Origin of the sequence: Microbacterium bovistercoris (genome assembly GCF_003387575.1) — a bacterium.
GTDB classification, from domain to species: Bacteria; Actinomycetota; Actinomycetes; order Actinomycetales; family Microbacteriaceae; genus Microbacterium; species Microbacterium bovistercoris.
Genome location: NZ_QUAB01000045.1, coordinates 89,446 through 111,341 on the forward strand (window position 1 = coordinate 89,446; position 21,896 = coordinate 111,341).

At 69.3% G+C, this 21,896-nt stretch carries 19 protein-coding genes and 1 tRNA gene; 6 read left to right on the forward strand and 14 right to left on the reverse strand.

What is annotated here, in order from left to right; all coding sequences use genetic code 11:
* Positions 1-26 precede the first annotated feature (26 nt).
* Both coaD and DY023_RS12890 read right to left on the reverse strand, forming a co-directional pair.
* The gene (gene coaD, locus DY023_RS12885; protein WP_116242741.1) at positions 27-524 is read right to left on the reverse strand and encodes a pantetheine-phosphate adenylyltransferase; all 498 of its coding nucleotides are present in this window, start codon (positions 522-524) and stop codon (positions 27-29) included.
* A 74-nt stretch (positions 525-598) separates the two neighbouring features.
* Positions 599-2,773, reverse strand: coding sequence for an ATP-dependent DNA helicase RecG (locus DY023_RS12890; protein WP_116242742.1), 2,175 nt, complete (start codon positions 2,771-2,773; stop codon positions 599-601).
* A gap of 259 nt (positions 2,774-3,032) precedes the next feature.
* On the opposite strand from DY023_RS12890, the gene rsmD reads away from it, so the two are divergent.
* A complete protein-coding gene (gene rsmD, locus DY023_RS12895; protein WP_181905845.1) occupies positions 3,033-3,608 on the forward strand; it encodes a 16S rRNA (guanine(966)-N(2))-methyltransferase RsmD in 576 nt (191 codons plus the stop codon).
* Positions 3,609-3,809: 201 nt separating this feature from the next.
* Here the strand turns inward: rsmD and thiL are convergent, their stop codons facing one another.
* Positions 3,810-4,805: a thiamine-phosphate kinase gene (thiL, locus tag DY023_RS12900; RefSeq protein WP_116242744.1), complete on the reverse strand. Its 996-nt coding sequence runs from the start codon at positions 4,803-4,805 to the stop codon at positions 3,810-3,812.
* A gap of 23 nt (positions 4,806-4,828) precedes the next feature.
* Here thiL and DY023_RS12905 point away from each other — a divergent pair, with 23 nt between their 5' ends.
* Entirely contained in the window at positions 4,829-5,317 is a 489-nt protein-coding gene (locus DY023_RS12905; RefSeq protein WP_116242745.1) for a DUF3515 family protein, read from the forward strand.
* 59 nt (positions 5,318-5,376) lie between these two features.
* On the opposite strand, the gene DY023_RS12910 is transcribed toward DY023_RS12905, so the two are convergent.
* The 7 genes from DY023_RS12910 to DY023_RS12940 all read right to left on the reverse strand — a co-directional run bounded on the left by DY023_RS12910 (position 5,377) and on the right by DY023_RS12940 (position 12,810).
* Entirely contained in the window at positions 5,377-6,465 is a 1,089-nt protein-coding gene (locus DY023_RS12910) for a D-alanine--D-alanine ligase family protein (protein ID WP_116242746.1), read from the reverse strand.
* Positions 6,365-7,507, reverse strand: a complete 1,143-nt coding sequence (locus DY023_RS12915; protein WP_245958692.1) for an NAD(P)H-dependent glycerol-3-phosphate dehydrogenase — start codon at positions 7,505-7,507, stop codon at positions 6,365-6,367. The genes DY023_RS12910 and DY023_RS12915 overlap by 101 nt, the downstream gene beginning before the upstream one ends.
* Positions 7,497-8,246 (reverse strand): lysophospholipid acyltransferase family protein, encoded by a 750-nt coding sequence (locus DY023_RS12920; RefSeq protein WP_116242815.1) that lies wholly within the window; start codon positions 8,244-8,246, stop codon positions 7,497-7,499. The genes DY023_RS12915 and DY023_RS12920 overlap by 11 nt, the downstream gene beginning before the upstream one ends.
* A 4-nt stretch (positions 8,247-8,250) precedes the next feature.
* Entirely contained in the window at positions 8,251-9,612 is a 1,362-nt protein-coding gene (gene murA / locus DY023_RS12925) for a UDP-N-acetylglucosamine 1-carboxyvinyltransferase (RefSeq protein ID WP_116242748.1), read from the reverse strand.
* Between the two features lie 65 nt (positions 9,613-9,677).
* The gene (leuD, locus tag DY023_RS12930) at positions 9,678-10,274 is read right to left on the reverse strand and encodes a 3-isopropylmalate dehydratase small subunit (RefSeq protein ID WP_116242749.1); all 597 of its coding nucleotides are present in this window, start codon (positions 10,272-10,274) and stop codon (positions 9,678-9,680) included.
* A gap of 3 nt (positions 10,275-10,277) precedes the next feature.
* Positions 10,278-11,702, reverse strand: coding sequence for a 3-isopropylmalate dehydratase large subunit (gene leuC / locus DY023_RS12935; RefSeq protein ID WP_116242750.1), 1,425 nt, complete (start codon positions 11,700-11,702; stop codon positions 10,278-10,280).
* A 145-nt stretch (positions 11,703-11,847) separates the two neighbouring features.
* On the reverse strand, positions 11,848-12,810 hold the full coding sequence (locus tag DY023_RS12940; RefSeq protein ID WP_245958704.1) for a TerC/Alx family metal homeostasis membrane protein: 963 nt from the start codon (positions 12,808-12,810) through the stop codon (positions 11,848-11,850).
* Positions 12,811-13,153: 343 nt separating this feature from the next.
* Between DY023_RS12940 and DY023_RS12945 the strand changes: the two genes are divergently transcribed.
* The 3 genes from DY023_RS12945 (at position 13,154) to DY023_RS12955 (ending at position 16,732) form a co-directional block, all read left to right on the forward strand.
* Positions 13,154-14,827, forward strand: a complete 1,674-nt coding sequence (locus DY023_RS12945; RefSeq protein WP_181905846.1) for a vWA domain-containing protein — start codon at positions 13,154-13,156, stop codon at positions 14,825-14,827.
* Between the two features lie 86 nt (positions 14,828-14,913).
* Entirely contained in the window at positions 14,914-15,450 is a 537-nt protein-coding gene (locus DY023_RS12950) for a helix-turn-helix domain-containing protein (protein WP_116242753.1), read from the forward strand.
* Between the two features lies 1 nt (position 15,451).
* Positions 15,452-16,732 carry an MFS transporter gene (locus tag DY023_RS12955; RefSeq protein ID WP_116242754.1) on the forward strand — a complete coding sequence of 427 codons (1,281 nt, stop codon included), beginning with the start codon at positions 15,452-15,454 and terminating at the stop codon, positions 16,730-16,732.
* Between the two features lie 52 nt (positions 16,733-16,784).
* On the opposite strand, the gene DY023_RS12960 is transcribed toward DY023_RS12955, so the two are convergent.
* A tRNA-Glu gene (locus DY023_RS12960) sits at positions 16,785-16,857 on the reverse strand.
* Positions 16,858-17,003: 146 nt separating this feature from the next.
* On the opposite strand from DY023_RS12960, the gene DY023_RS12965 reads away from it, so the two are divergent.
* On the forward strand, positions 17,004-17,645 hold the full coding sequence (locus DY023_RS12965; protein ID WP_116242755.1) for an MBL fold metallo-hydrolase: 642 nt from the start codon (positions 17,004-17,006) through the stop codon (positions 17,643-17,645).
* A gap of 53 nt (positions 17,646-17,698) precedes the next feature.
* Here the strand turns inward: DY023_RS12965 and pepN are convergent, their stop codons facing one another.
* Genes pepN through DY023_RS12980 form a run of 3 tightly spaced genes read right to left on the reverse strand, consistent with a single transcriptional unit; the run spans position 17,699 to position 21,889 of the window.
* Positions 17,699-20,203 (reverse strand): aminopeptidase N, encoded by a 2,505-nt coding sequence (gene pepN / locus DY023_RS12970; protein ID WP_116242756.1) that lies wholly within the window; start codon positions 20,201-20,203, stop codon positions 17,699-17,701.
* Between the two features lie 57 nt (positions 20,204-20,260).
* Positions 20,261-20,659, reverse strand: a complete 399-nt coding sequence (locus DY023_RS12975) for a DUF4190 domain-containing protein (RefSeq protein WP_116242757.1) — start codon at positions 20,657-20,659, stop codon at positions 20,261-20,263.
* 27 nt (positions 20,660-20,686) lie between these two features.
* The gene (locus tag DY023_RS12980) at positions 20,687-21,889 is read right to left on the reverse strand and encodes a trans-sulfuration enzyme family protein (RefSeq protein ID WP_116242758.1); all 1,203 of its coding nucleotides are present in this window, start codon (positions 21,887-21,889) and stop codon (positions 20,687-20,689) included.
* Between the last annotated feature and the right edge of the window lie 7 nt (positions 21,890-21,896).

Here is a 21,896-nt window from a genome sequence, read left to right on the forward strand (position 1 = left end):
TGCCGGGACTTCGCGGGCCGAACGACTCAGATGCCGCGCGCCCCCGTGTCGAGGAACGCCGCCACCGAGGGCGGCACGAACGGCGACACGTCGCCGCCGAGAGACGCGACCTGGCGTACCAGCGAGCTCGACACCATCGCATGAGCGGGGTCGGGCAGGAGGAAGACGGTCTCGATGTCGGCCAGGTGCCGGTTGACGATCGCCATCGGCGACTCATAGGCCACATCCACCTGGGAGCGGATGCCCTTGACCAGAACCCCGGCGTTCACGTCGCGAGCGTAGTCGACCAGAAGCCCCATGCTCCAGGAGCCGACGATGATGCTGCCTTCGACGCCGGCCTCCGCGATGGACTGCTCGAGCAGAGTCAGGCGCTGTGCGATGGGGAGCATCGCCTCCTTGCCGGGGTTGTGCACCACGAGCACGTGCAACTCGTCGTACAGCCGCGCCGCACGCCGGATCACGTCGAGATGCCCGAGTGTCGGCGGGTCGAAGGAACCTGGGACGACGGCGATCCGGCTGTTCACTTCGACTCGCTCCGCTCGCTCAGTACAGGCACTTCGACTCACTCCGCTCGCTCAGTACGACGCATGATCACAGCCTAGTTCTTGCTGAGAGCTGCTCGATCTTCTTCGGTCACCCGGCGGGCGATGGTGTCGCGCAGCCCCGGATGCTGCTCCAGCGCCGGATCCTCCGCCAGGATCTGCTCCGCGATCTCGCGTGCCCGGCCGATGAGCCCGGAGTCCTTGACCACGCGAAGCAGGCGCAGGGACGACTTCACGCCCGACTGCGACGAGCCCAGCACGTCACCCTCACCGCGCAGCTCGAGATCGACCTCGGCGAGGGCGAACCCGTCGAGGGTCGCGGCCACGGCATCCACCCGCTCCCGCGCGACCGATCCCTCCTCGGCCTCGGTGACCAGCAGACACAGGCCGGGAACGCCGCCACGGCCGACGCGGCCGCGCAGCTGGTGCAGCTGGGAGACGCCGAACCTGTCGGCGTCGAGGATGACCATGGTCGATGCGTTCGGAACGTCGACGCCGACCTCGATGACGGTGGTCGCGATCAGCAGATCGATGTCTCCGCGCGCGAACGCCTGCATGATGGCGTCCTTCTCCTCCGACGGCATCTTGCCGTGCAGCACGGCGCGGCGCACCCCACCCAGCTCGGGATGCGTGGACAGCGCCTCCTCGAGCTGCACGACGCCCCACCGAGGCCCCTTGGCCGCCGCGTCGAACAGCGTGCTGGCGGCGTCCGCCTCTGCCGAGTCCTTCGTGGTGTCGATCGCCGCGCAGACCGCGAAAACCTGCCGCCCCTGTGCGATCTCCTCGGCCGAGCGCTGCCACACGCGCTGCCACCAGGAGGGGTGCTCGGCGAGCGGAGCGACGAACGTCTGGATGCCGGCGCGACCGGAGGGCATGGTGCGGATCACAGAGGTGTCGAGGTCGCCGAACACCGTCATCGCGACCGTGCGCGGGATCGGCGTGGCGGTGAGGACGAGTGCGTGCGGGCTGGAGCCCTTCGCGCGCAGCGTCTCGCGCTGCTCGACGCCGAAACGGTGCTGCTCGTCGACGACGACGAGCCCCAGGTCGGCGAAGGTGGTCTTCTCGGACAGCAGTGCGTGGGTGCCGACGACGATGAGCGCCTGCCCGGATGCCACGCGCAGCGCGGCCTTCCGCCGCAGCGGCGCGGACATCTGCCCGGTCAGCAGTGTCGGCATCAGCAGCGGCGCGAGTTCGGGGCCGAGCATCTTCGTGATCGAGCGCAGATGCTGACCGGCGAGCACCTCCGTCGGCGCGATCAGCGCGGCCTGTCCGCCCGACTCCGCCACCTGCAGCATCGCCCGCAGCGCGACCAACGTCTTGCCCGAGCCGACCTCGCCCTGCACCAGCCGGTTCATCGGCCACTGCGCGACAAGATCCTGCTGGATCGACGCCCCGACGTCCTGCTGATCGGGAGTGAGCGTGAACGGCAGGTGGGCGTCGAATCGCTCCAGCAGTCCGCCGGGTCGCGCCGGACGCGCCGTGGCCCGCAGCTCGCGCACGGCGGCACGCTGCTGCAGCAGCGCGGTCTGCAGGATCAGCGCCTCATGCATCCGCAGCGTGCGCACCGCGGGATCGATGTCGTTGCGCGTCGGCGGCCGGTGCACGTTCTCGAGCGCCGTGCGCGCGTCGAGCAGTCCTTCCTGAACGCGCAACCGCTCCGTCAGCGGATCGGGGACGGGCCCCAGATCGTCGAGCACGCGGCCCACGAGCTCCGCGATCTTCATGCTCGCGAGAGTGGCGGTCGCCGGGTAGATCGGGATCGGCACGGTGACGCTGGTGTCCGCGTGCTGACGCGCCTCGAGCTCGTCGTCGAACAGCTGGTACTCGGGATGTGAGAACTGCAGGCTGTCGCGGTACTCGGCCACCTTGCCGGAGAACACGCCGCGTCGCCCGACCCGGAGCTCCTTCTGCCGCCACTCGAGCTGGCCGGTCCCCTTGCCGAAGAAGGTCAGCGACATCCGCCCGATGCCGTCGCCGATCGTCACCTCGAGCATGGCCCCCTGACGGTTGCGCATCCGGCGGATGCCGGTCGAGAGCACCTCAGCGACGATCGTGACGGTCTCGCCGATCGGCAGGTCCAGGATCGGGGTCAGCTCACCGCGGTCGGCGTACCGCCGCGGATAGTGAGACACCAGGTCGCCGACGGACTGCAGCCCGAACGCCCTGTCGAGCGCCTTCGCCGCCGCGCTGCCGACAGCGACGTCGAGGGGCGTTTCCAGCGTTGACGGCATGCACCCGAGTCTATTGAAGCCCGCCGACGTCACGTGTCGTCCGCCGGCGCGAGACCATGCGCTTTCGACCACGCGGTCGAAACTGCTGCCGCCAAGCCTGCTCTGCAGGCGAAAACGACCACGCGGTCGAGTGTGCAGGTTGCGCGCGAACCTGCACATTCGACCATGTGGTCGAGAACGCAGGCCGGATGCTCGGCACGCATACGAAAGCGACCACGCGACGACGGGCCCGCGACGTCACGTGTCGTATCGTGAACAGGTGACGAGGATCATCGCCGGGGCCGCACGCGGACTGCGACTGGACGTCCCCTCCGCCGGGACCAGGCCGACGAGCGACCGGGTGCGCGAGTCGCTGTTCGGTTCGCTGGAGTCGATGGACGTCGTCGACGGCGCACGCGTGCTCGACCTGTACGCCGGCAGCGGCGCGCTGGGTCTGGAGGCCTGGAGCCGCGGCGCGGCATCCGTCGATCTGGTGGAGAAGTCCCGCCCGGCCGCGGCGATCGTGCGGCGCAACATCGCGACGGTCGCGAAGGCGCTCGGTGCGCGGCCTGCGGCTGCCCGGGTGCACGAGGGCGCGGTGCACGGCTTCCTGCAACGCAGTGCGGGCACCTTCGACCTGGTGTTCACCGACCCGCCCTACGACCTCGACGATGCGGCGATGACCGCCGACCTCACCGCGCTTGCGCCCTTGCTCTCCGCCGACGCGATCGTCGTGATCGAGCGCGCGAAGCGTTCGACTCCGCCCGATCTGGATGCCGCCGGGCTGAGCCTCGTGCGCGAGAAGACCTATGGCGACACCCGCGTGTGGTGGGCCGAGCCCGCTCAGGTCGGCTGACCCGCGCGACACGATCCTGCTCGCGCGGCACTTCTCCGCTCGCGCGGCACTCCTCTGCTCGCGCGGCACTTCTCCGCTCGCGCGGCACTCCTCTGCTCGCGCGGCGCGTTTGTGCGCAGCGCGAGCAGAAAACTGGCGCGCGAACACACGAGGCAGCTGAGAACTGCAGCGCGGCCAGAGCACGCCGGGCGCCGAGCGCGCTCAGCCCGCGGCGGCGTCCCAGTCGCGGTAGGGATCCCAGCCGAGCGGGCCGACCGGCTCACCGTCGTAGAGCACCGGATGCTCCGTGCGCGCGATCACCCGGCCGATCGCGCGGAAGCCGGGCGGCAGGCTGTCCGAGGGGAAGGTCGCGAGCAGCGCGTGATCCTCTCCCCCGGCCAGCGCACGATCCGGATGGATGCCGAGCGCGGCGCGATCCAGTGAGATCGTCACGTCCGAGGCATCCGCCATCCTGCCGGCGTCGAGCGCGAGTCCGTCCGAGACGTCCATCATGGCCGTGGCGCCGGCGACGGCGGCCACCGGACCGAGGCCGATCGGTGGCACCGGGCGCAACTGCGCATCGACGGCTGCACGCTCCTGCGAGGTCAGCACGGCGGCGTCCACGGGGATCGGCGTCTCGCCGTCGCGGAACCGCCCGAACAGCACGCCGAGTCCCTGCGCGGCCAGCCCCATCTCGCCTGCGACTGCGACGACCTCCCCCGCCCGTGCGCCGGATCGGGTGACCGCCCGCACTCCCCCCAGGTCGCCCAGGGCGGTCACCGCGACGGTCAGCACATCCGACACCGTGAGATCCCCGCCGACGACCGCGCACCCGGGCGCGAGCGCGTCGCAGGCGGCGTGGAGGCCGTCGGCGAGCTGCTCGACGAAGGAGAGCCGCAGATCGCGAGGCACGGCGAGAGCGACGAGCAGGCCCGTCGGCGTCGCGCCCATCGCGGCGACGTCCGCCAGGTTGACCGCTGCGGCCTTCCACCCCAGGTCGAAGCCGCTGGACCACGCCAGGCGGAAGTCGGGGCCGTGCACGAGCGTGTCGGTCGTGGCCACCACCGCACCCGATGGCGCCGCGATCAGTGCGGCATCGTCGCCGGGGCCGATGATCGTCGCCGTCGCAGGCTTCGTACGGGACAGGATGCTGCGGAGGATCGTGCCCTCCGAGACATCTCCCAGGCGAGGATCGTCGGAGGCGGCGCGAGAGGGCATGAACTCAAAGGTAGCCTGGAAGCATGCCCTTCCGCCGTCTCGCCGCTGCCGCCTGCGTGCTCACGGCCCTCGTCCTCAGCGGCTGCTCCTCCACCGTCTCACTGGAGCCCGCGAAGGATGCGAACAACCCGCTCTGCGCAGAGGTGACGGTTAGGCTTCCCGACGCCGTCGCCGGTCAGGACCGCCGCTGGACCGACGCCCAGGCCACCGGTGCATGGGGCGACCCGACCACCGTGCTGCTGTCCTGCGGCGTCGCCGTGCCCGGCCCCACCGCCGAACTGCAGTGCGTCACGCTGGAGGGCATCGACTGGCTGGTCGACCCGAAGCAGGAGCCCTGGATGCGCATGACCACCTACGGCCGGGACCCGGCCGTACAGGTGTTCGTCGACACCACCAAGGTGAGCGCCGACGCGGTGCTTGCCAACACCGGCATCGTCAGCGGCGTGCAGTCGATCCCGAAGACCAGCGAGTGCATCGCCCCGGATGCGGAGCCGAAGGGCTTCGTCGAGTAGCCCTTCGACAGGCTCAGGGTCCCAGCAGGTGGGTCGCTGAGCCCGTCGAAGCAGCGGTGTCAGCGCTCGAGCCCCTTCTCGATCAGCTCCGTGATCAGGTCGCCGTACGACAGGCCGGAGGCGATCCAGCACTTCGGGAACATCGAGATCGGGGTGAACCCGGGCATCGTGTTCAACTCGTTCACGACCAGCTCACCGGCGGCGGTGACGAAGAAGTCCACACGCGCGAGGCCCTTGCCGTCCACCGCCTCGAAGGCGCGCACCGCGGTGTCACGCAGGCGATCGATCAGCTCGGCGTCGACATCGGCGGGACAGACGATGTCGACGCCGTCGCCGCCGAGGTACTTCCCCTCGAAGTCGTAGAAGCTGCGCGATGTCAGCACGACCTCGCCGGGCAGCGACGCACGTGCACGGGTGCCCTGGCGCCCTGCGAGCACGCCGACCTCGATCTCGCGGCCCTCGACCCGCGACTCGACGAGCACCTTGACGTCCTCGGCGAAAGCGATCCGCAGCGCCTCGTCCAGGCCCTCGCCGTCGTCGACGCGCGAGACACCCACGCTGGAACCCGCACTCGCCGGCTTCACGAACACCACGGGTCCCAGTTCGGCGATGGCGGCGCGCACGCTCTCCGGGTCGCTGTCCCACTGCGCGCTGCGCACGGTGATCCCTGGTGAGACCGCGATGCCGGCCGCACGCAGCGCCAGCTTCGTGTAGTGCTTGTCCAGGCTCACCGCGGAATCGAGGATGCCGCATCCGGCATAGGGCACCTCGAGCACGTCGAAGAAGCCCTGGATCGCGCCGTCCTCGCCGTGCAGGCCGTGCAGCAGCGGGAGCACGACATCGATCTCACCGAGGTCGTCCTCCATGCCGTCGCCGCGCACGACCCGCAGCGTGCGGACTCCGTCCGGCTCCGGCCAGCGCACGCGGGTGCCGTTGTCGACGACCTCGGGCAGCTTCGCCGCATCCAGCTGGAACTTGGCGGGGTCGTCGTCCTCGAGGACGAACGCGCCGTCGCGGGTGATGCCGACCGGGATCACCCGGTAGCGGTCACGATCGATCGCCGCCAGCACTCCGCCCGCCGTGGCGGAACTGATCGAATGCTCGCTGGAACGCCCGCCGAAGAGCACCGCCACCGTCTGCTTGTCCATGTTCGGTCCTCTCCCCCTGCGGGGTGTCGTCGTCCGTCGTCAGGTGGGGTGCGATGTCACGGGGATCCATCTTCCCGTCCAGCACCATCTTCACCTGCTCGACGATGGGCATGTGCACATCCGCCTCGTGGGCGAGCTGCAGCACGGGGGCGACCGAGGCCAGGCCCTCGGCGGTCTGGTTCATCTGCTTGACCACGTCCTGGAACTTGTAGCCCTGTCCGAGCAGCCGTCCGGCGGTGTTGTTGCGACTCAGCGGCGACTGGCACGTCGCGATCAGGTCGCCGAGTCCGGCGAGTCCCTGCAGGGTGCTGGGCTGAGCGCCGTTCGCGACCGCGAAGTCGGTCATCTCGACCAGTCCGCGCGTGATGATCGACGCCTTCGTGTTCTCGCCGTAACCGACGCCGTCCACGATGCCGATCGCCACGGCGATGAGGTTCTTCAGCACGCCGCCGAACTCGGTGCCGATCACGTCGGTGTTCACGAAGGAGCGGAAGTAGCTGTTGCGCGCCGTGCGTGCGACGGCGTCAGCGGTCTCCTCGCTGAGCGAGGCGATCACGGCGGCCGTGGGCTGCTCGCGAGCGATCTCGAGTGCGAGGTTGGGCCCGGATGCCACAGCGATCCGCGCGGGATCGCAGCGCAGCTCCTGCTCGATGACCTGGCTCATCCGCAGGCTCGTGGAGCGCTCGACACCCTTCATCAGGCTGATCAGCGGCATGTCGGTGCCCTCGAGCAGCGGCCGGAGGTCGCGGAGGTTCTCGCGCAGCGTTTGGCTCGGCACCGACAGATAGACCTGCTGGGCGCCGTCCAGAGCCCTGGTGAGCTCGTGGGTGGCATCCATGGTGCGCGGCAGATTGATGCCGGGCAGGTACTTGGAGTTGCGCTTGGCCTCGGCGATCTCATGGGCGAGCTCGGGCCGCCGCGCCCACATGGTGACCTGGGCGCCGCCGTCGGCGAGGATCTTGCCGAACGTCGTTCCCCAGCTGCCGGCGCCGATGACGGCGACACGCGGGCCGGTGCCGGCGTGGGTGCGCTTAGGAGTCAAGGCGTCCCGTCTCCTTCTGACCGTGATCGGCCGGGTTCCAGCGCTCTGCCGGCGCCTTCTCACCGCGGAGCTGCTCGAGGAGCTCCGCGATCGCATCCATCAGGCGACGGGTCGCCTCGGTGAGTGCGGCCTGTTCCGACGCGCGCCCGCGCAGGTCGGACAGGTCGATCGGATCGCCCACGATGATCTGCACGCGCTTGCGCGGCGGCCAGAAGCTGATCTTCTTGCCGTAGCGCGGCATGATCTCCTGCACGCCCCAGTGCGCCATCGGGATGAGCGGGATGTCGCCGGCCAGCGCCAGCCGCACCGCACCGGTCTTGCCGCGCATCGGCCACAGCTCGGGATCGCGGGTCAGCGTGCCCTCGGGGTACACGATGACCCCACGGCCGTGCTCGACGAGCTCCCTCGACTGCGTCATCGTCTGCTTCGCCGCCGAGGCCGACGACGTGCGCGCCACCGGCACCATTCCGGTGTTGCGCAGCACCCAGCCGACGACGGGCACGCGGAACAGGCTCTCCTTCGCCATGAAGCGCGGGAGACGGTGCATACGCCACACGGCCAGTGCGACGATGATCGGGTCGAACTCGGTGTAGTGGTTCGGGGCCAGGACGAAGGCACCCTCACGGGGCAGTTTGTCCCGCCCGATGAAGCTCAGCTTCGCCAGGTACGACGCGATGGGCACGACGATGGCCGCGAGCGGCCAGAACAGGCTCGGCCTGCCCTTCTCAGAGGCAGCCATCAGCTCACCGGATGACGTCGAAGTCCGCACCCAGCGCGGTGAGCTTGTCGAGGAACTTCTCGTAGCCGCGGCTGAGGATGTCGACACCGGACACGCGGGACTCGCCCTGCGCGGTGAGCGCGGCGATCACATGGCTGTAGCCGCCGCGCAGATCGGGGACGACGATGTCGGCGCCGTGCAGCGGCGTCGGGCCCGTGATGACCGCGGCCTGCTCCAGCTCGCGACGTGCGACCCGGCGCGGCCCGTCCTGCAGTCCGTGCGGATGCACGACGATGTCCGCGCCCATCTTCACCAGCGCATCGGTGAAGCCCATCCGGTTCTCGTACACGGTCTCGTGCACGATCGAGCGGCCCGTGGCCTGGGTGAGGGCCACGACGAGCGGCTGCTGCCAGTCGGTCATGAACCCGGGGTGCACGTCGGTCTCGACCACGACGGGCTTGAGCTCGCCGTCACGGCGGAAGAGGATGCCGTCCTCCTGGATGTCGAACCAGCCGCCGGCCTTGCGGAAGACGTTCAGGAACGTGAGCATCTCCTGCTGGCGGGCGCCGCCGACGAAGATCTCGCCGTCGGTCGCGAGCGCCGCGCTCGCCCACGACGCCGCTTCGTTGCGATCGAAGATCGACCGGTGGTCGTAGCCGCGCAGCGATTCCACGCCCTCGATGAAGATGACCCGGTTGGGCTCGTACGAGATGATCGCACCCATCTTCTGCAGCACAGCGATGAGATCCATGATCTCGGGCTCGATCGCTGCGTTGCGCAGTTCGGTCGTGCCCTTCGCGCGCACCGCGGTCAGCAGCACCTGCTCGGTGGCGCCGACGCTCGGGTACGGCAGGTGGATGCTCGCGCCGCGCAGCCCGTCAGGCGCCGAGAGGCGGATGCCGCTGGGCAGCTTCTCCACGACCGCACCGAACTTGCGCAGCGCGTCGAGGTGGAAGTCGATCGGGCGATCACCGATGCGGCAGCCGCCGAGATCGGGGATGAACGCCTGGCCGAGCCGGTGCAGCAGCGGACCGCAGAACAGGATCGGGATGCGGGAGGCACCGGCGTGCGCGTCGATCTCCTCCATGTGCGCCGACTCGACGCCACTGGGGTCGAAGGTGAGCGAACCGGGTTCGTCGCCCTCGGCGACCTGGACGCCGTGCACCTCGAGCAGCGAGCGGACGACCGCCACGTCGCTGAGGTCCGGCACGTCACGCAGCGTGCTGGGCGTCTCCCCGAGAAGGGTGGCGACCATCGCCTTCGTGGCGAGGTTCTTCGCGCCCTTGACATCCACCCGGCCCCGCAAAGGCCGCCCCCCGCGGATCGCGAGTTCGGATACGGTCACGTTCGTTCCCTCTCCAACGGCTGCGCGCACAGGTGTCGACATTCGGGCCTCATCCTTCTTCGTTCGGAACGCGGGGCTCGTGGCCCCGGCCCACGGCGCTTCCGGCCTCAGCGGACGGGGAGCGTGCGTGGCCGCCACGATTCGCGGCGGGCCTCGAACTGAGCGATCTTGTCTTCGTTGCGCAGCGTGAGCCCGATGTCATCGAGCCCTTCGAGGAGCCGCCATCTAGTGTAATCGTCGATTCCGATGGCGGTCTGGAAGTCCCCGATCGTGGCGGTTCGCGCCTCGAGGTCGACGGTGATCTCACGACCCGGGTCCGCGTCGATCAGCGCCCAGATGCGCTCGATGTCGGCCTCGTCGACGGTCGCCGCGAGCAATCCCTGCTTGCCCGAGTTGCCGCGGAAGATGTCGGCGAAACGCGGGCTCAGCACGACCTTGAAGCCGTAGTCGCGCAGCGCCCACACGGCGTGCTCCCGGCTCGAGCCGGTGCCGAAGTCAGGACCCGCGACCAGCACGGACGCCTTCTGGAACGGCTCCTGGTTGAGCACGAACCCGGGGTCCTGGCGCCAGGCGTGGAACAGCGCGTCGTCGAAGCCGGTCTTGGTGACCCGCTTCAGGAACACGGCCGGGATGATCTGATCGGTGTCGACGTTGGAGCGCTTCAGGGGCGCGGCGACACCGGTGTGCGTGGTGAACTTCTCCATGATTCAGGCCTCCAGGTCGCTCGGGCTCGACAGCGTGCCGCGGATGGCGGTGGCGGCCGCCACCAGGGGCGACACCAGGTGGGTGCGGCCGCCCTTGCCCTGCCTGCCCTCGAAGTTGCGGTTCGACGTCGACGCGCAGCGCTCACCGGGGGCGAGCTGATCGGGGTTCATCCCGAGGCACATCGAGCAGCCCGCGAAGCGCCATTCCGCTCCGAAGTCCTCGACGATCCGGTCGATGCCCTCCGCCTCGGCCTCGAGGCGAACACGTGCCGAGCCGGGCACGACCATCACGCGCACCCCGTCCGCCTTCTTCTTGCCCTTGATGACCGACGCGAACGCGCGCAGATCCTCGATGCGGCTGTTCGTGCAGGAGCCCATGAACACGGCATCCACCTGCACGTCCTTCAGCGGCGTGCCCGGCGTGAGATCCATGTACTCCAGCGCCCGCTCTGCGGCCGCCCGCTCGTTCGGATCTGCGATCGACGCAGGATCCGGGACCGCCGACGACAGCGAACTGCCCTGGCCGGGGTTGGTGCCCCAGGTGACGAACGGCTCGAGCTCGTTCGCATCGATGAACACCTCGGCGTCGAACTCGGCGCCCTCGTCGGTGGGCAGGGTGCGCCAGTAGGCGACGGCGTCGTCCCAGTCCTGCCCCTGCGGAGCGTGCGGTCGGCCCTGCACGTACTCGAACGTGGTCTCGTCCGGTGCCACCATTCCCGCGCGGGCGCCGGCCTCGATCGACATGTTGCAGATCGTCATGCGGCCCTCCATGGAGAGCGCGCGGATGGCGCTGCCACGGTACTCGAGCACGTAGCCCTGTCCGCCACCGGTGCCGATCTTCGCGATCACGGCGAGGATGATGTCCTTCGCGGTGACGCCGGGGCGCAGCGTCCCCTCGACGTTGATCGCCATCGTCTTGAACGGCTTCAGCGGCAGGGTCTGCGTGGCCATGACATGCTCGACCTCGCTGGTGCCGATTCCGAAGGCCATGGCGCCGAACGCCCCGTGCGTGGAGGTGTGCGAATCGCCGCACACCACGGTGATGCCCGGCATGGTCAGGCCCAGCTGCGGACCGACGACATGCACGATGCCCTGCTCGGCGTCGCCCAGCGAGTGCAGTCGCACGCCGAACTCCTCCGCGTTGCGGCGCAGGGTCTCGATCTGGGTGCGGCTGGTGAGGTCGGCGATCGGCTTGTCGATCGCGAGCGTCGGGGTGTTGTGGTCCTCCGTCGCGATGGTCAGGTCGAGCCGGCGCAGCGGGCGCCCCTCTGCGCGCAGTCCGTCGAAGGCCTGCGGGCTGGTGACCTCATGCACCAGGTGCAGGTCGATGTAGATGAGGTCGGGTTCGCCGTTCTGTCCCTTGACGACCAGGTGGTCGTCCCAGACCTTCTCGGCAAGGGTGCGGGGGCGGGCGGATGCGTCTGTCATGCGTCTACTTCTCCTGGGGTCTTGGTGCGGCCCACGCGAGACACCGCGGCGAGAGAGGCCTAGATCGAGGTCTCGCCGCGGCTGCTAAGGAGAAGCTGCACCGCCTGCATGCGGGCCAGTCTACATCGGCCCGCAGGTGCACCCGTCACTGTGTGACGGCCGCCTTGCGCTTGTCGCGGGCGGCGGCGATGAGGCTCGCCACCGTCGCCACGGTCATCGACACGAGGATGACACCCAGCGACATCCAGGTACTGATGTCGGGCGCCCACTCGATGGGCTTACCGCCGTTGATGAACGGCAGCGAGTTCTCGTGCATGGCGTGCAGGATCAGCTTCACTCCGATGAAGCCGAGGATCACGGCGATGCCGTAGTGCAGGTAGCGCAGCTTGTCGAGCAGGTCGCCGAGCAGGAAGTAGAGCTGGCGCAGACCCATCAGCGCGAAGATGTTGGCGGTGAAGACGATGAAGCCGTTCGACGTGATCGAGAAGATCGCGGGGATCGAGTCGATCGCGAACATGAGGTCGGTCACGCCGATCACGACGAAGACCAGGACCATCGGGGTGAACATCCGCTTGCCGTCGACGACCGTGCGCAGCTTGTTGTCGTCGTAGTGGTCACTGATGTCGACGAAGCGACGCACCAGGCGCACCATGAAGCCCTCGCGCTTGACCTCGTCCTCATGATCACCCTCGGGCATGGCCTGCTTGATGGCGGTGTAGATCAGGTAGGCGCCGAAGATGTAGAACACCGGGGCGAAGTTCTCGATCACCGCCACGCCGAGCAGGATGAAGAGGCCACGGAGCACGAGGGCGATGATGATGCCCACCATGAGCACCTGCTGCTGCAGGCGCCGCGGCACCGCGAACTGGGCCATGATCAGCACGAACACGAACAGGTTGTCGATCGAGAGGCTGTACTCCAGGGCCCATCCTGTGACGAAGTGGGCGGCTGTCTCGCCGTCCGTGACCGCCCAGAGGATTCCCGCGAACACCAGCGCGAGGCCGACGTAGAAGGCCACCCACAGCGAAGACTCCTTCGTGCTGGGGATGTGCGGCCGCAGTCGCACCAGCAGGAGGTCGGCGATGAGGATGGCGACGAGAACCACCATGGAGGTGATCTCGAACCAGAGCGGGATGTAATCCACGGGCAGGAAGCCTTTCGAGAGGGTTCGGTGAGTACCGAAAGTCTCTCCCCCGCATTCTCATGCGGTGCGCGCCCGGAGCAGCGATGGCGATGCTCGTGATGACGGACGCGCGTTGACGGGATACTCCCTCTCGCGAAGTCAATGCTACCGGACACCCGGCCCGACGATTCGCCGCCGGGTGGTGGCTTTTGCCCTCGAAGTCGTCGGCACATAGACTCCAGAACCACCCACCCCTGCACGATGTCGCGCCTGGTGCGCGATCTCGCGCTCGTCGCGCGGGCTCTGTCCGCCGTTCACGGAGATGTGTATGGCCCCCGATCACACAGACGCGCCGGAAGGCGACGCTTCGGACGTGCGCACGGTGCGGCAGTACATGCCCGCCGCGCTGCTCGCGATCATCAGTGTCGCTCTTGTCACCGCCATCGTGTTCGTCGTCGGAGCGATCGTGACGAATCGTCCCGAAGCTGCCGCCGACGATGCAGCGGCGGCGGCAGGATGTCTGCCGTCAGACCTCCGGATCACTGCCGACCCTGCGGTCGCCGAAGCGCTCGAGTCGATTCTGCGTAAGCCGGCAGGCGGATCCGGCGACTGCGCCGGAGTGACAGTGACCGCGGAGCCGAGCGCCACCACCGCTGTCGCCCTCGGGAAGGGCGAGAGACCGGACTTCGACATCTGGGTTCCCGACTCCGGCATGTGGCCGGCGTACGTCGCCGGCGTCGCCGAGTCGACGGGATCCGAGGCCCCCGAACTGGTCGTCGGCGACACCATCGCCAGTACGCCGATCGTGCTGGTCGCGCCTGAAGCGCTGGCATCCTCCCTCAGCGGCGAGAACGCGGCGTTCGCGACTCTGGCGAAACAACAGTCGTTCGCGGCGTTGCTGCCGGACCCCGCCACCGTCGCCAGCAGTTCGGCCGCTCTGCTCGCGCTGCAGACCGCGGTCGGAGGCGATGCGCGGACGTTCACCGGGCTCGTCCTCAGCCTCGCTCGGAGCGTTCCCTCGACGGAGGACGCACTGAACGAGGTCGCCGGCTCATCGACCTCGGCGGTCGCAGTCACCACAGAGCAGGCCATGTCGCGTTACGCGGATGCTCAGGGCGACCACACGCCCCTCTCGGCGATCTACCCGACCGATGTCAAGGCATCCCTCGGCATGCCGCTGGTGACTGTGGCCGACTCCTCGCCGACGACGCTCGAGGCGGTCGACACGATCGCGGAGGCCGTGTCCGAGGACGACGGGCGTCTGGCGAAGTTCGGGCTGCGCGATGCTGCGGGCCATTCGGAGGATGCCGACCTCGCACCGGTCGCACCGACCGACAGCACCAACCAGTACGAGGTGCTCAGTACCTGGCGGGTGCTGACTGCGCCGTCGCGCATGCTCGCGCTCAACGACGTGTCCGGCTCGATGTCGAAGCCCGCGGCCGGCGAGATGACGCGCATGGATCTGTTCGAGCAGGCAGCGGTGCGGGCCATCCACTCCCTCTCGACGGAGTCCTCGCTGGCCGTCTGGGTGTTCTCCAGCAGGCGGATCGGCGGGCAGGACTGGCAGGAGGTCGTCCCATTCGGCCCGCTCGGCGACCCGGCGCACAAGAAGCTCTCCCTGGACACCGCGAACAACCTGCACTCCTATGTCGGCGGCGGCACCGGCCTGTACGACAGCGTCCTGGCTGCGGTGTCCTACATGCGCGAGACCTATGTCCCCGGCGAGGTCAACCTCGTCCTCCTCAACACCGACGGGTACAACGAAGACGACGAGGGGCTGACCCTCGACGAACTGCTGACGGAGCTCGAGAAGATCCATGATCCCGCCAAGCCCGTACCGGTGATCGCGATCGGCTACGGCCCCGACACGGATCAGGACGCCCTGGAGAAGATCGCCGCGGCCACGGAGGGCGCGGCCTACCAGGCGCTGAAGCCGACCGACATCAGCACCGTGCTGGTCGATGCCGTCGCGCAGCGCGGATGCCGCCCGTACTGCAGTTGATCGGGCAGCGACTCCTCGAATCGGCGTGATTCCGGGGTATACAAGGACCCTTGTGGGATTCGCGGATCGCGCTTACGTTTACCTGCGTGGAAGATATCACCGTCATCACCGCCATCTCGCACCCGCTGCGACGGCGCATCATCGACCGCCTGCTGCTGCACGGCCCCACTCAGGTCGGCACGTTCGCGCGCATGCTCGACGCGCAGGTCGGCAGCATCAGCCACCACCTGCGGATGCTGCAGAAGGCCGGCGTCGTCGAGCAGGTCGACGACCCGTCCGGTGACCGGCGGACGAGCTGGTGGCAGCTGACCAGACGCTCGTTCACCTGGTCGTCGGAGGACTTCGAGTCTCCGTCCGACGCGCTGCTGGCGCGAGAGGCGCAGCGCGCGAACGTGCGCAACCAGCTGGATCGGCTGCAGCGCTGGTACCGGGTGTCGGCCGCGAGCGAGTGGGAGGGATTCAACACCGACACCGTCGCGTGGGCCACCCAGGACGAACTGCTCGATCTGCAGGCGCGTGTGGGCCGCATGCTCGACGAGTGGAGCTCGGGCATCGACCGTGAGGACGGGCAGGAGCGGACGCCGGTCTACTTCTTCGCCCACGGCTTCCCGACGGAGGTGTGAGATGACCACTGCTGCAGAACCCACCATGCTGCGCACTCCGCCGCCCTTCGCGCGCGACCGGATGGTGCAGGCGTGGCTCCTGATCAAGGCGCTGTCCGACGCCGGCGACGCGGTCTTCACGATCGCCTTCGCGTGGACCGCCGTGCAGATCGCCTCCCCCGCCGTCGCCGGACTCGTCGTGGCGGCCGGCACCGTCCCCCGCGCCGTGGTCCTGCTCGTCGGCGGGGCATACGCCGACCGCGCGGACGCCCGGCGCCTGATGATCGTCTTCAACGCGCTGCGCGTCGTCGTACTGGTCACGGTGGCGGTCTGGTGCCTGGCTGCCCCGCCGACCGTGGCGCTGCTGCTGATCGCGAGCGTCGCATTCGGACTGTGCGACGCATTCTTCGAGCCTGCAGCCAGCACCATGCCCCGCCAGCTCGTCGCCCCCTCCGACCTGCCTGCGTACGCCGCGCTGAGCCAGACGCTCTCGCGCCTGGGGACCATGGCCGGAGCGGCGGCCGGCGGCTTCCTGGTTGCGGCGTACGGGATCACGGGGAGCGCCGGACTGAACACGCTGACCTACGTGATCGTCATCGTGTTCATCGTGCTGTGGCTGCGTCCGCGGTTCGCGCTCCCTCGCGCTTCCGCCGAGCAGAGCGTGCTGCGCGGCGTCGCCGACGGCTTCCGGCACCTCGGACGTGAACGCGCGACGCGGACCCTCGTCATCGCGCTGTCCGGCCTCAATCTGGCCGTGGGCCCGGCGATCGCGATCGGCCTGCCGCTGCAGGCGACGTCGCGCGACTGGGGCGCCGGAGCGGTCGGTGTGTTCGAGGCTCTCGTCGGCGGTGGCGCCATGATCGGCGCGCTGGTCGTGGTGCGCTGGCGCCCACGGCACGAGGCGATCGGCGGCTTCGCCGCGCTGATGGTGCAGGGCGCGGGCATCGTGGCGCTCGGCATCGGCGATCCGGTCGTCGTGGGAGCCGGCTGCCTGACGATCGGCCTGACCGCCGGTTTCGCCTCGACTCTGCTCAGCTCGACCTTCGCGGCGACCGCCGCACCCGACTATCTCGGCCGCCTCGGCTCGATCCTGCGGCTCGGCGACGACTGCCTGATGCCCGTGGCGATGGCGGCGTTCGGCGCCCTGGCCGGCATCCTTCCGCTCTGGGTGCCCTTCGCCGTGTACGGCGGGGCGATGGCGCTGCTGATGATCGTGCCGCTGCGCAATCCGCAACTGCGGGCTCTGTCACTGCGGAAGCAGGAGGAGACTCCGGATGAGCCTTCCGCGGCGAGGATCGACTGATCCGGACACGCAGAAGGCCCCCGGATATCCGGGGGCCTTCTGGTGTTGTCTGTGACCCCAGCGGGATTCGAACCCGCGTTACCGCCGTGAGAGGGCGGCGTACTAGGCCGCTATACGATGGGGCCGTCTTGCGGAACTTTTTTCGTTCCGCGACAACTGTTCAAGTATGGCATGCCGATTCCGGAGCGACCAAATCGAGGCGGGTCGAACACGGATCACGGGCGTGTCGCGCCTGTTTGCGCCTCCGGCCGCACAGGAGTTGACTCGGCACATGCGCGTCACGAAATTCGAACATGCCGCCCTCCGCATCGACGAGGCCGGCGACACCCTCCTCATCGACCCGGGTTCGTTCACCACACCGCTGGACGATCTGAGGAAGGTCGTGGCCGTGGTGATCACGCATGAGCACAACGATCACTGGACCCCGGCCCACCTCGACCAGATCCTCAGTGCGGCACCCGGCACGCCGGTGTTCGCCCCGGAAGGCGTCTCGCTCGCCACCGGCGGCGACTACGAGATCACGGTGGTCTCCCCCGGCGACTCCGTGCAGGCGGGCGCCTTCACCCTGCGATTCTTCGGCGGGACCCACGCCGTCATCCACTCCAGCCTGCCCGTCGTCGACAACGTCGGCGTGCTCGTGAACGACGAGCTGTACTACCCCGGAGACTCCTATGCCGTCCCGGAGGGGGTCGCGGTCGGCACGCTCGCAGCCCCCCTGGGCGCGCCCTGGCTCAAGATCGGCGAGGCGATCGACTTCGCCGTCGCGGTCGGGGCCGAGCGCGTATTCGGCACGCACGACATGACCCTCTCCACGATCGGCCGCACCCTGCACCGCCACCACCTGCGTCGACTCATCGAGCAGTACGGCGGCGAGTTCTTCGAGCTCGAGCCGGGCGACTCGCTCGACCTCTGAGACGCTGCTGGCCCCTGCACCTCGAGGTGCAGGGGCCAGCCGTCCGTCCGTCGTCAGCGCGCGTCCGGTTGCGCCGCGCGCACCCGCAGGTCGCGGGCGAGGTGGTCGCGCTGCTCGATCACGATCCGGCGCAGCGAACCGGGCGCGTCCTCGTGCGCGGCGAGCCACGCGTCCACCGGCTCCAGGGAGTCGGATGCCGGGAACATCCCGCCCACCAGACGCTTGGCCAGCTCGATGCTGCGCTCCGCCCAGACGTCGGCGATGCGCTCGAAGTACTCCTCGTCGAACCCGGCGATGAGGTCGCGCCGGCCACCGGCCCGGAAACCGCCGATCGTGGCGTCGAGGTGATCGTTGCTGAGCGTGAGGTCGTTCCACGCGGCGTTCCAGGCCGCGGCCCTGATCTCGGCTGCGGGCCGGGACGCGAGCGCCCGCCTGCTCGCGGTGCGGCCCGACGCCGTGTCGTCGCGGGCCAGCTCCGCCTCCACCTCGTCCGCGCCGGCGGCGCCGGTCGTGGTGAGCGCCGTCAGCAGCTGCCAGCGCAGGTCGGGGTCGAGTGTCAGGCCCTCGGGAGCCGCGCCGTCCAGCATCCCCCGCACGTCGTCGGCGCGTGCGCCGTCGAACGCCGCGGCGTCGGCGAACGCGCGCGCCCATGCCAGCTGGGCGTCGCTGCCGGCGTCCGCCGCCCGCAGCGCCTGCCACGTGAGATCCAGCCAGGCGCGCTGCTCGGCGTCCCTGGCGTCGTCGCGCACGTAGTGGCGCACGGCGAACTGCGCGTTCATCAGCACGCCGGGCAGCAGCATGATGTTGCCCTCGGCCTGCGCGTGCCGGCGCACGATCGCGAGGTACCGCTGCGCCGGCAGTTCTCCGTCGCGAGTCGCGTTCCACAGCGAGGCCCAGATGAGGCCGCGCGCGAGCGCGTCGTCCATGCCCGACAGGGTCTCCTCCACCGTGGCCAGGGACCGCTCGTCGAGCCTCGCCTTCGCGTAGGTGAGATCCTCGTCGTTCAGCAGCACGAGGTCGGCGTCCGCCCGCTCGAAAGGTGTGGTGTCGTCGGCGACATCCAGTTCGACGCGGTCGCGGAGGGTGAGCCTTCCGTCCTCGACGTCATACCGGCCGATGCGCAGGCGGTGCGGACGGGGATCCGTCTGCGCGACGAACCCGCGCCCCTCCGCATCCGTCTCGAGCGACAGCGTCGAGACGCCGGAGGTCTCCAGCCAGGCGGCCGACCAGGTGCGCACGTCGCGTCCGGAGACGTCCTCGAGCTGCACCAGCAGGTCGTCGAGCGTGGTGTTGCCGTAGGCGTGCGCGGAGAAGTAGCGGCGCGCACCCTCGAAGAACGCCTCCTCACCGACGTAGGCGACCAGCTGCTTGAGCACCGAGGCGCCCTTCGCGTAGGTGATGCCGTCGAAGTTCAGTTTCGCGGCCTCGAGGTCGGGGATGTCGGCGACGATCGGATGCGTGGTCGGCAGCTGGTCCTGCTGATAGGCCCACGCCTTGCGTCGGTTCGCGAACGACACCCAGGCATCCGTGAACCGCGTCGCGGCCACCGAGGCGTGCGCTCCCATGTAGTCGGCGAACGACTCCTTCAGCCACAGGTCGTCCCACCAGCGCATGGTGACCAGGTCGCCGAACCACATGTGCGCCATCTCGTGCAGGATCGTGTTCGCACGCCCCGCTCGCTGCGCGTCGGTGGCTGCGCCGCGGCTGATGTGCGCCTCGGTGAACGTCACCAATCCCGGGTTCTCCATCGCGCCGAGGTTGTACTCCGGCACCAGGATCTGGTCGTACTTGCCCCACGGGTACGGGAAGGCGAACGCGTCGGTGAAGAAGTCCAGCCCCTGTTTGGTGACGGTGAGGAACTCCTCGGACTCGAGGTACTGCAGCAGCGATGCACGGCAGAACAGACCGAGCTCGACCACCTGATCCCCACGTCGCCACTCGTCGTCGACGCGGGCGTAGGGACCGGCCGCGACAGAGGTGATGTAGCTGGAGATCGGCAGTGTGGGGGCGAACTGCACCGTCTGCACGCCGATACCCGGGGTCGTGTGCTCCGCGCGCTGGTTGGAGAGCACCTGCCATCCCGCCGGAGCGGAGACGACGAACGTGTACGAGGCCTTCATGTCGGGCTGCTCGAAACTCGCCATGACCCGGCGGGCGTCTGCGGGCTCGTACTGGGTGTACAGGTACGTCTCGCCGTCGACGGGGTCGTGGAAGCGGTGCATGCCCTCGCCGGAGCGACTGTACGCGGCGACCGCTTCGACGGTCAGCGTGTTCTGCGCGTCGAGTCCGGTGACGCGGATGCGCGCACCGTCCCATTCGACGGCCTGCTCGGCGCCGTTGAGGACCACGCGGTCCACGCTCTCGCCGATGAAGTCGACCCAGGTCTCGGATGCCGTGGCGTCGAACTCCAGCGTCGTCGCTGTGGGGAATCCGGTGCGGCTGTGCTCAGGTGCGCCGGAGAGATCGAGTTCGACGCGGACGCGATTCAGTGTGATGCCCGCGGCCCGCTCGGCGGTCTCTTCCCTCGTGAGGTTGGCGGTGGCGTTCGGAGAGTTCATGGCTCCATCGTTCCATGATCGGTCACACATCACCCCACCACGCGGCGCCGGGAGACGTCAGCCGTAATAGGACGCGTAGAACATGCTGCCCACGATGAGGAGGATCAGCAGGAGCAGGTACACGGCGCACATCAGGTAGCCGAGCACCAGGCCGATGATCGCGAAAACCTTGCCGCCCTCGCCGGTGCGCTTGATCTGGCTGAGCGAGATGTGTCCGAGGATGACCGGCACGATCGCGAAGCCGAGCAGGCCCAGCACGAACGTGACGATCGCGAGGACGTTGGTCTTCGGCGCTGCCGGCGCCGCGGCGTAGCCCGCGTACGGTGCCGGGTAGCCTGCCTGCGGCGGCGTCTGGTAGCCGCCCTGCGGCGCGGCAGCGGCCGGCGAGGCCGGCGGGGCGTACCCGGGCTGCGGAGTGTAGCCGGGCTGCGGCGTCGGGTCGGTGCTGTCGCTCATGCCTCCACCGTAGACGGTGCGGAAGGGTCAGCGTGTCACCTGCGCCGACGCGGCATCGGCCTTCGCCAGCGCCTGATCCAGGTCCGCCCGAAGATCTTCGACGTTCTCCAGGCCGATCGAGAGCCGCACGATGTCGGCGCCGGGCCGTGCCTCGGGCGCCACCGGACGGTGCGTCAGCGCCGCGGGGTGCTGGATGAGCGAGTCGACACCACCGAGCGAGACGGCGTGCGTGAACAGGCGCACCGCGCCGGTCAGCGCTTCGGCCGCGGCGTACCCGCCGCGCAGACGGACGGCGATCATCGCACCGGGGCCCCGCATCTGCCGCTCGACCAGTTCGCGATCCTCCGGCCTCGCGCCGGGGAAGAAGACGTCCGAGACCGCCGGCTGATCGGCCAGCCAGCGTGCGAGCTCGACGGCGCCCGCCTCCTGCGCGGCCAGGCGCACCGGCAGGGTGGCGAGTCCGCGGTGCAGCAGATAGGCGCCGAGCGGGTGCAGCAGGGCGCCGGTGATGGCGCGCACCTGACGCAGCGCCACGGCGGTGCTCTCCGAGCAGGCGATCACTCCGGCGATCACGTCGCCGTGGCCGCCGATGTACTTCGTCGCACTGTGCAGCGACATCGAGGCGCCGAGGTCGAGCGGATTCTGCAGGAGCGGCGTTGCGAAGGTGTTGTCGACGAGCACGGGCACCTCACCCGCCTGTGCGACGACATCCGCGATGTCGACGAGATCGAGAGTCGGATTGGCCGGCGTCTCCAGCACGATGAGGCCCGTGTCGGCGGTCACGGCCGCCGCCACCTCGTGTGCGTCGCAGAAGGTCACCGTGGTGCCGAGCAGGGCGGAGTCGAGCAGGTGATCGGTTCCGCCGTAGAGCGGACGCACCGCGACGACGTGGCGCCGTCCCGTCGCCTGGGTGTGCGAGAGGATCGCTGCAGTCATCGCTGCCATGCCCGACGCGAACGCGACCGAGGCCTCGGCGTGCTCGAGCTCCGCGAGCGCCTCCTCGAACCTCGCGACGGTGGGGTTCCACAACCGGGCGTAGACGTTGCCGCCCTCCGGCACCGGGTGCCCGCCGGTCGCCATCGCCTCGTAGGAGTCCCCGCCGTGCAGGATGTCCGGCAGCGGGTTCGTCGTGGACAGGTCGATCGGTGCGGCATGCACGCCGAGCGCGGCGAAGTCGGTGCGTCCGGCGTGGACGGCGATGGTCTCGGGATGCAGCGGCAGATCGGACATGCCGCCA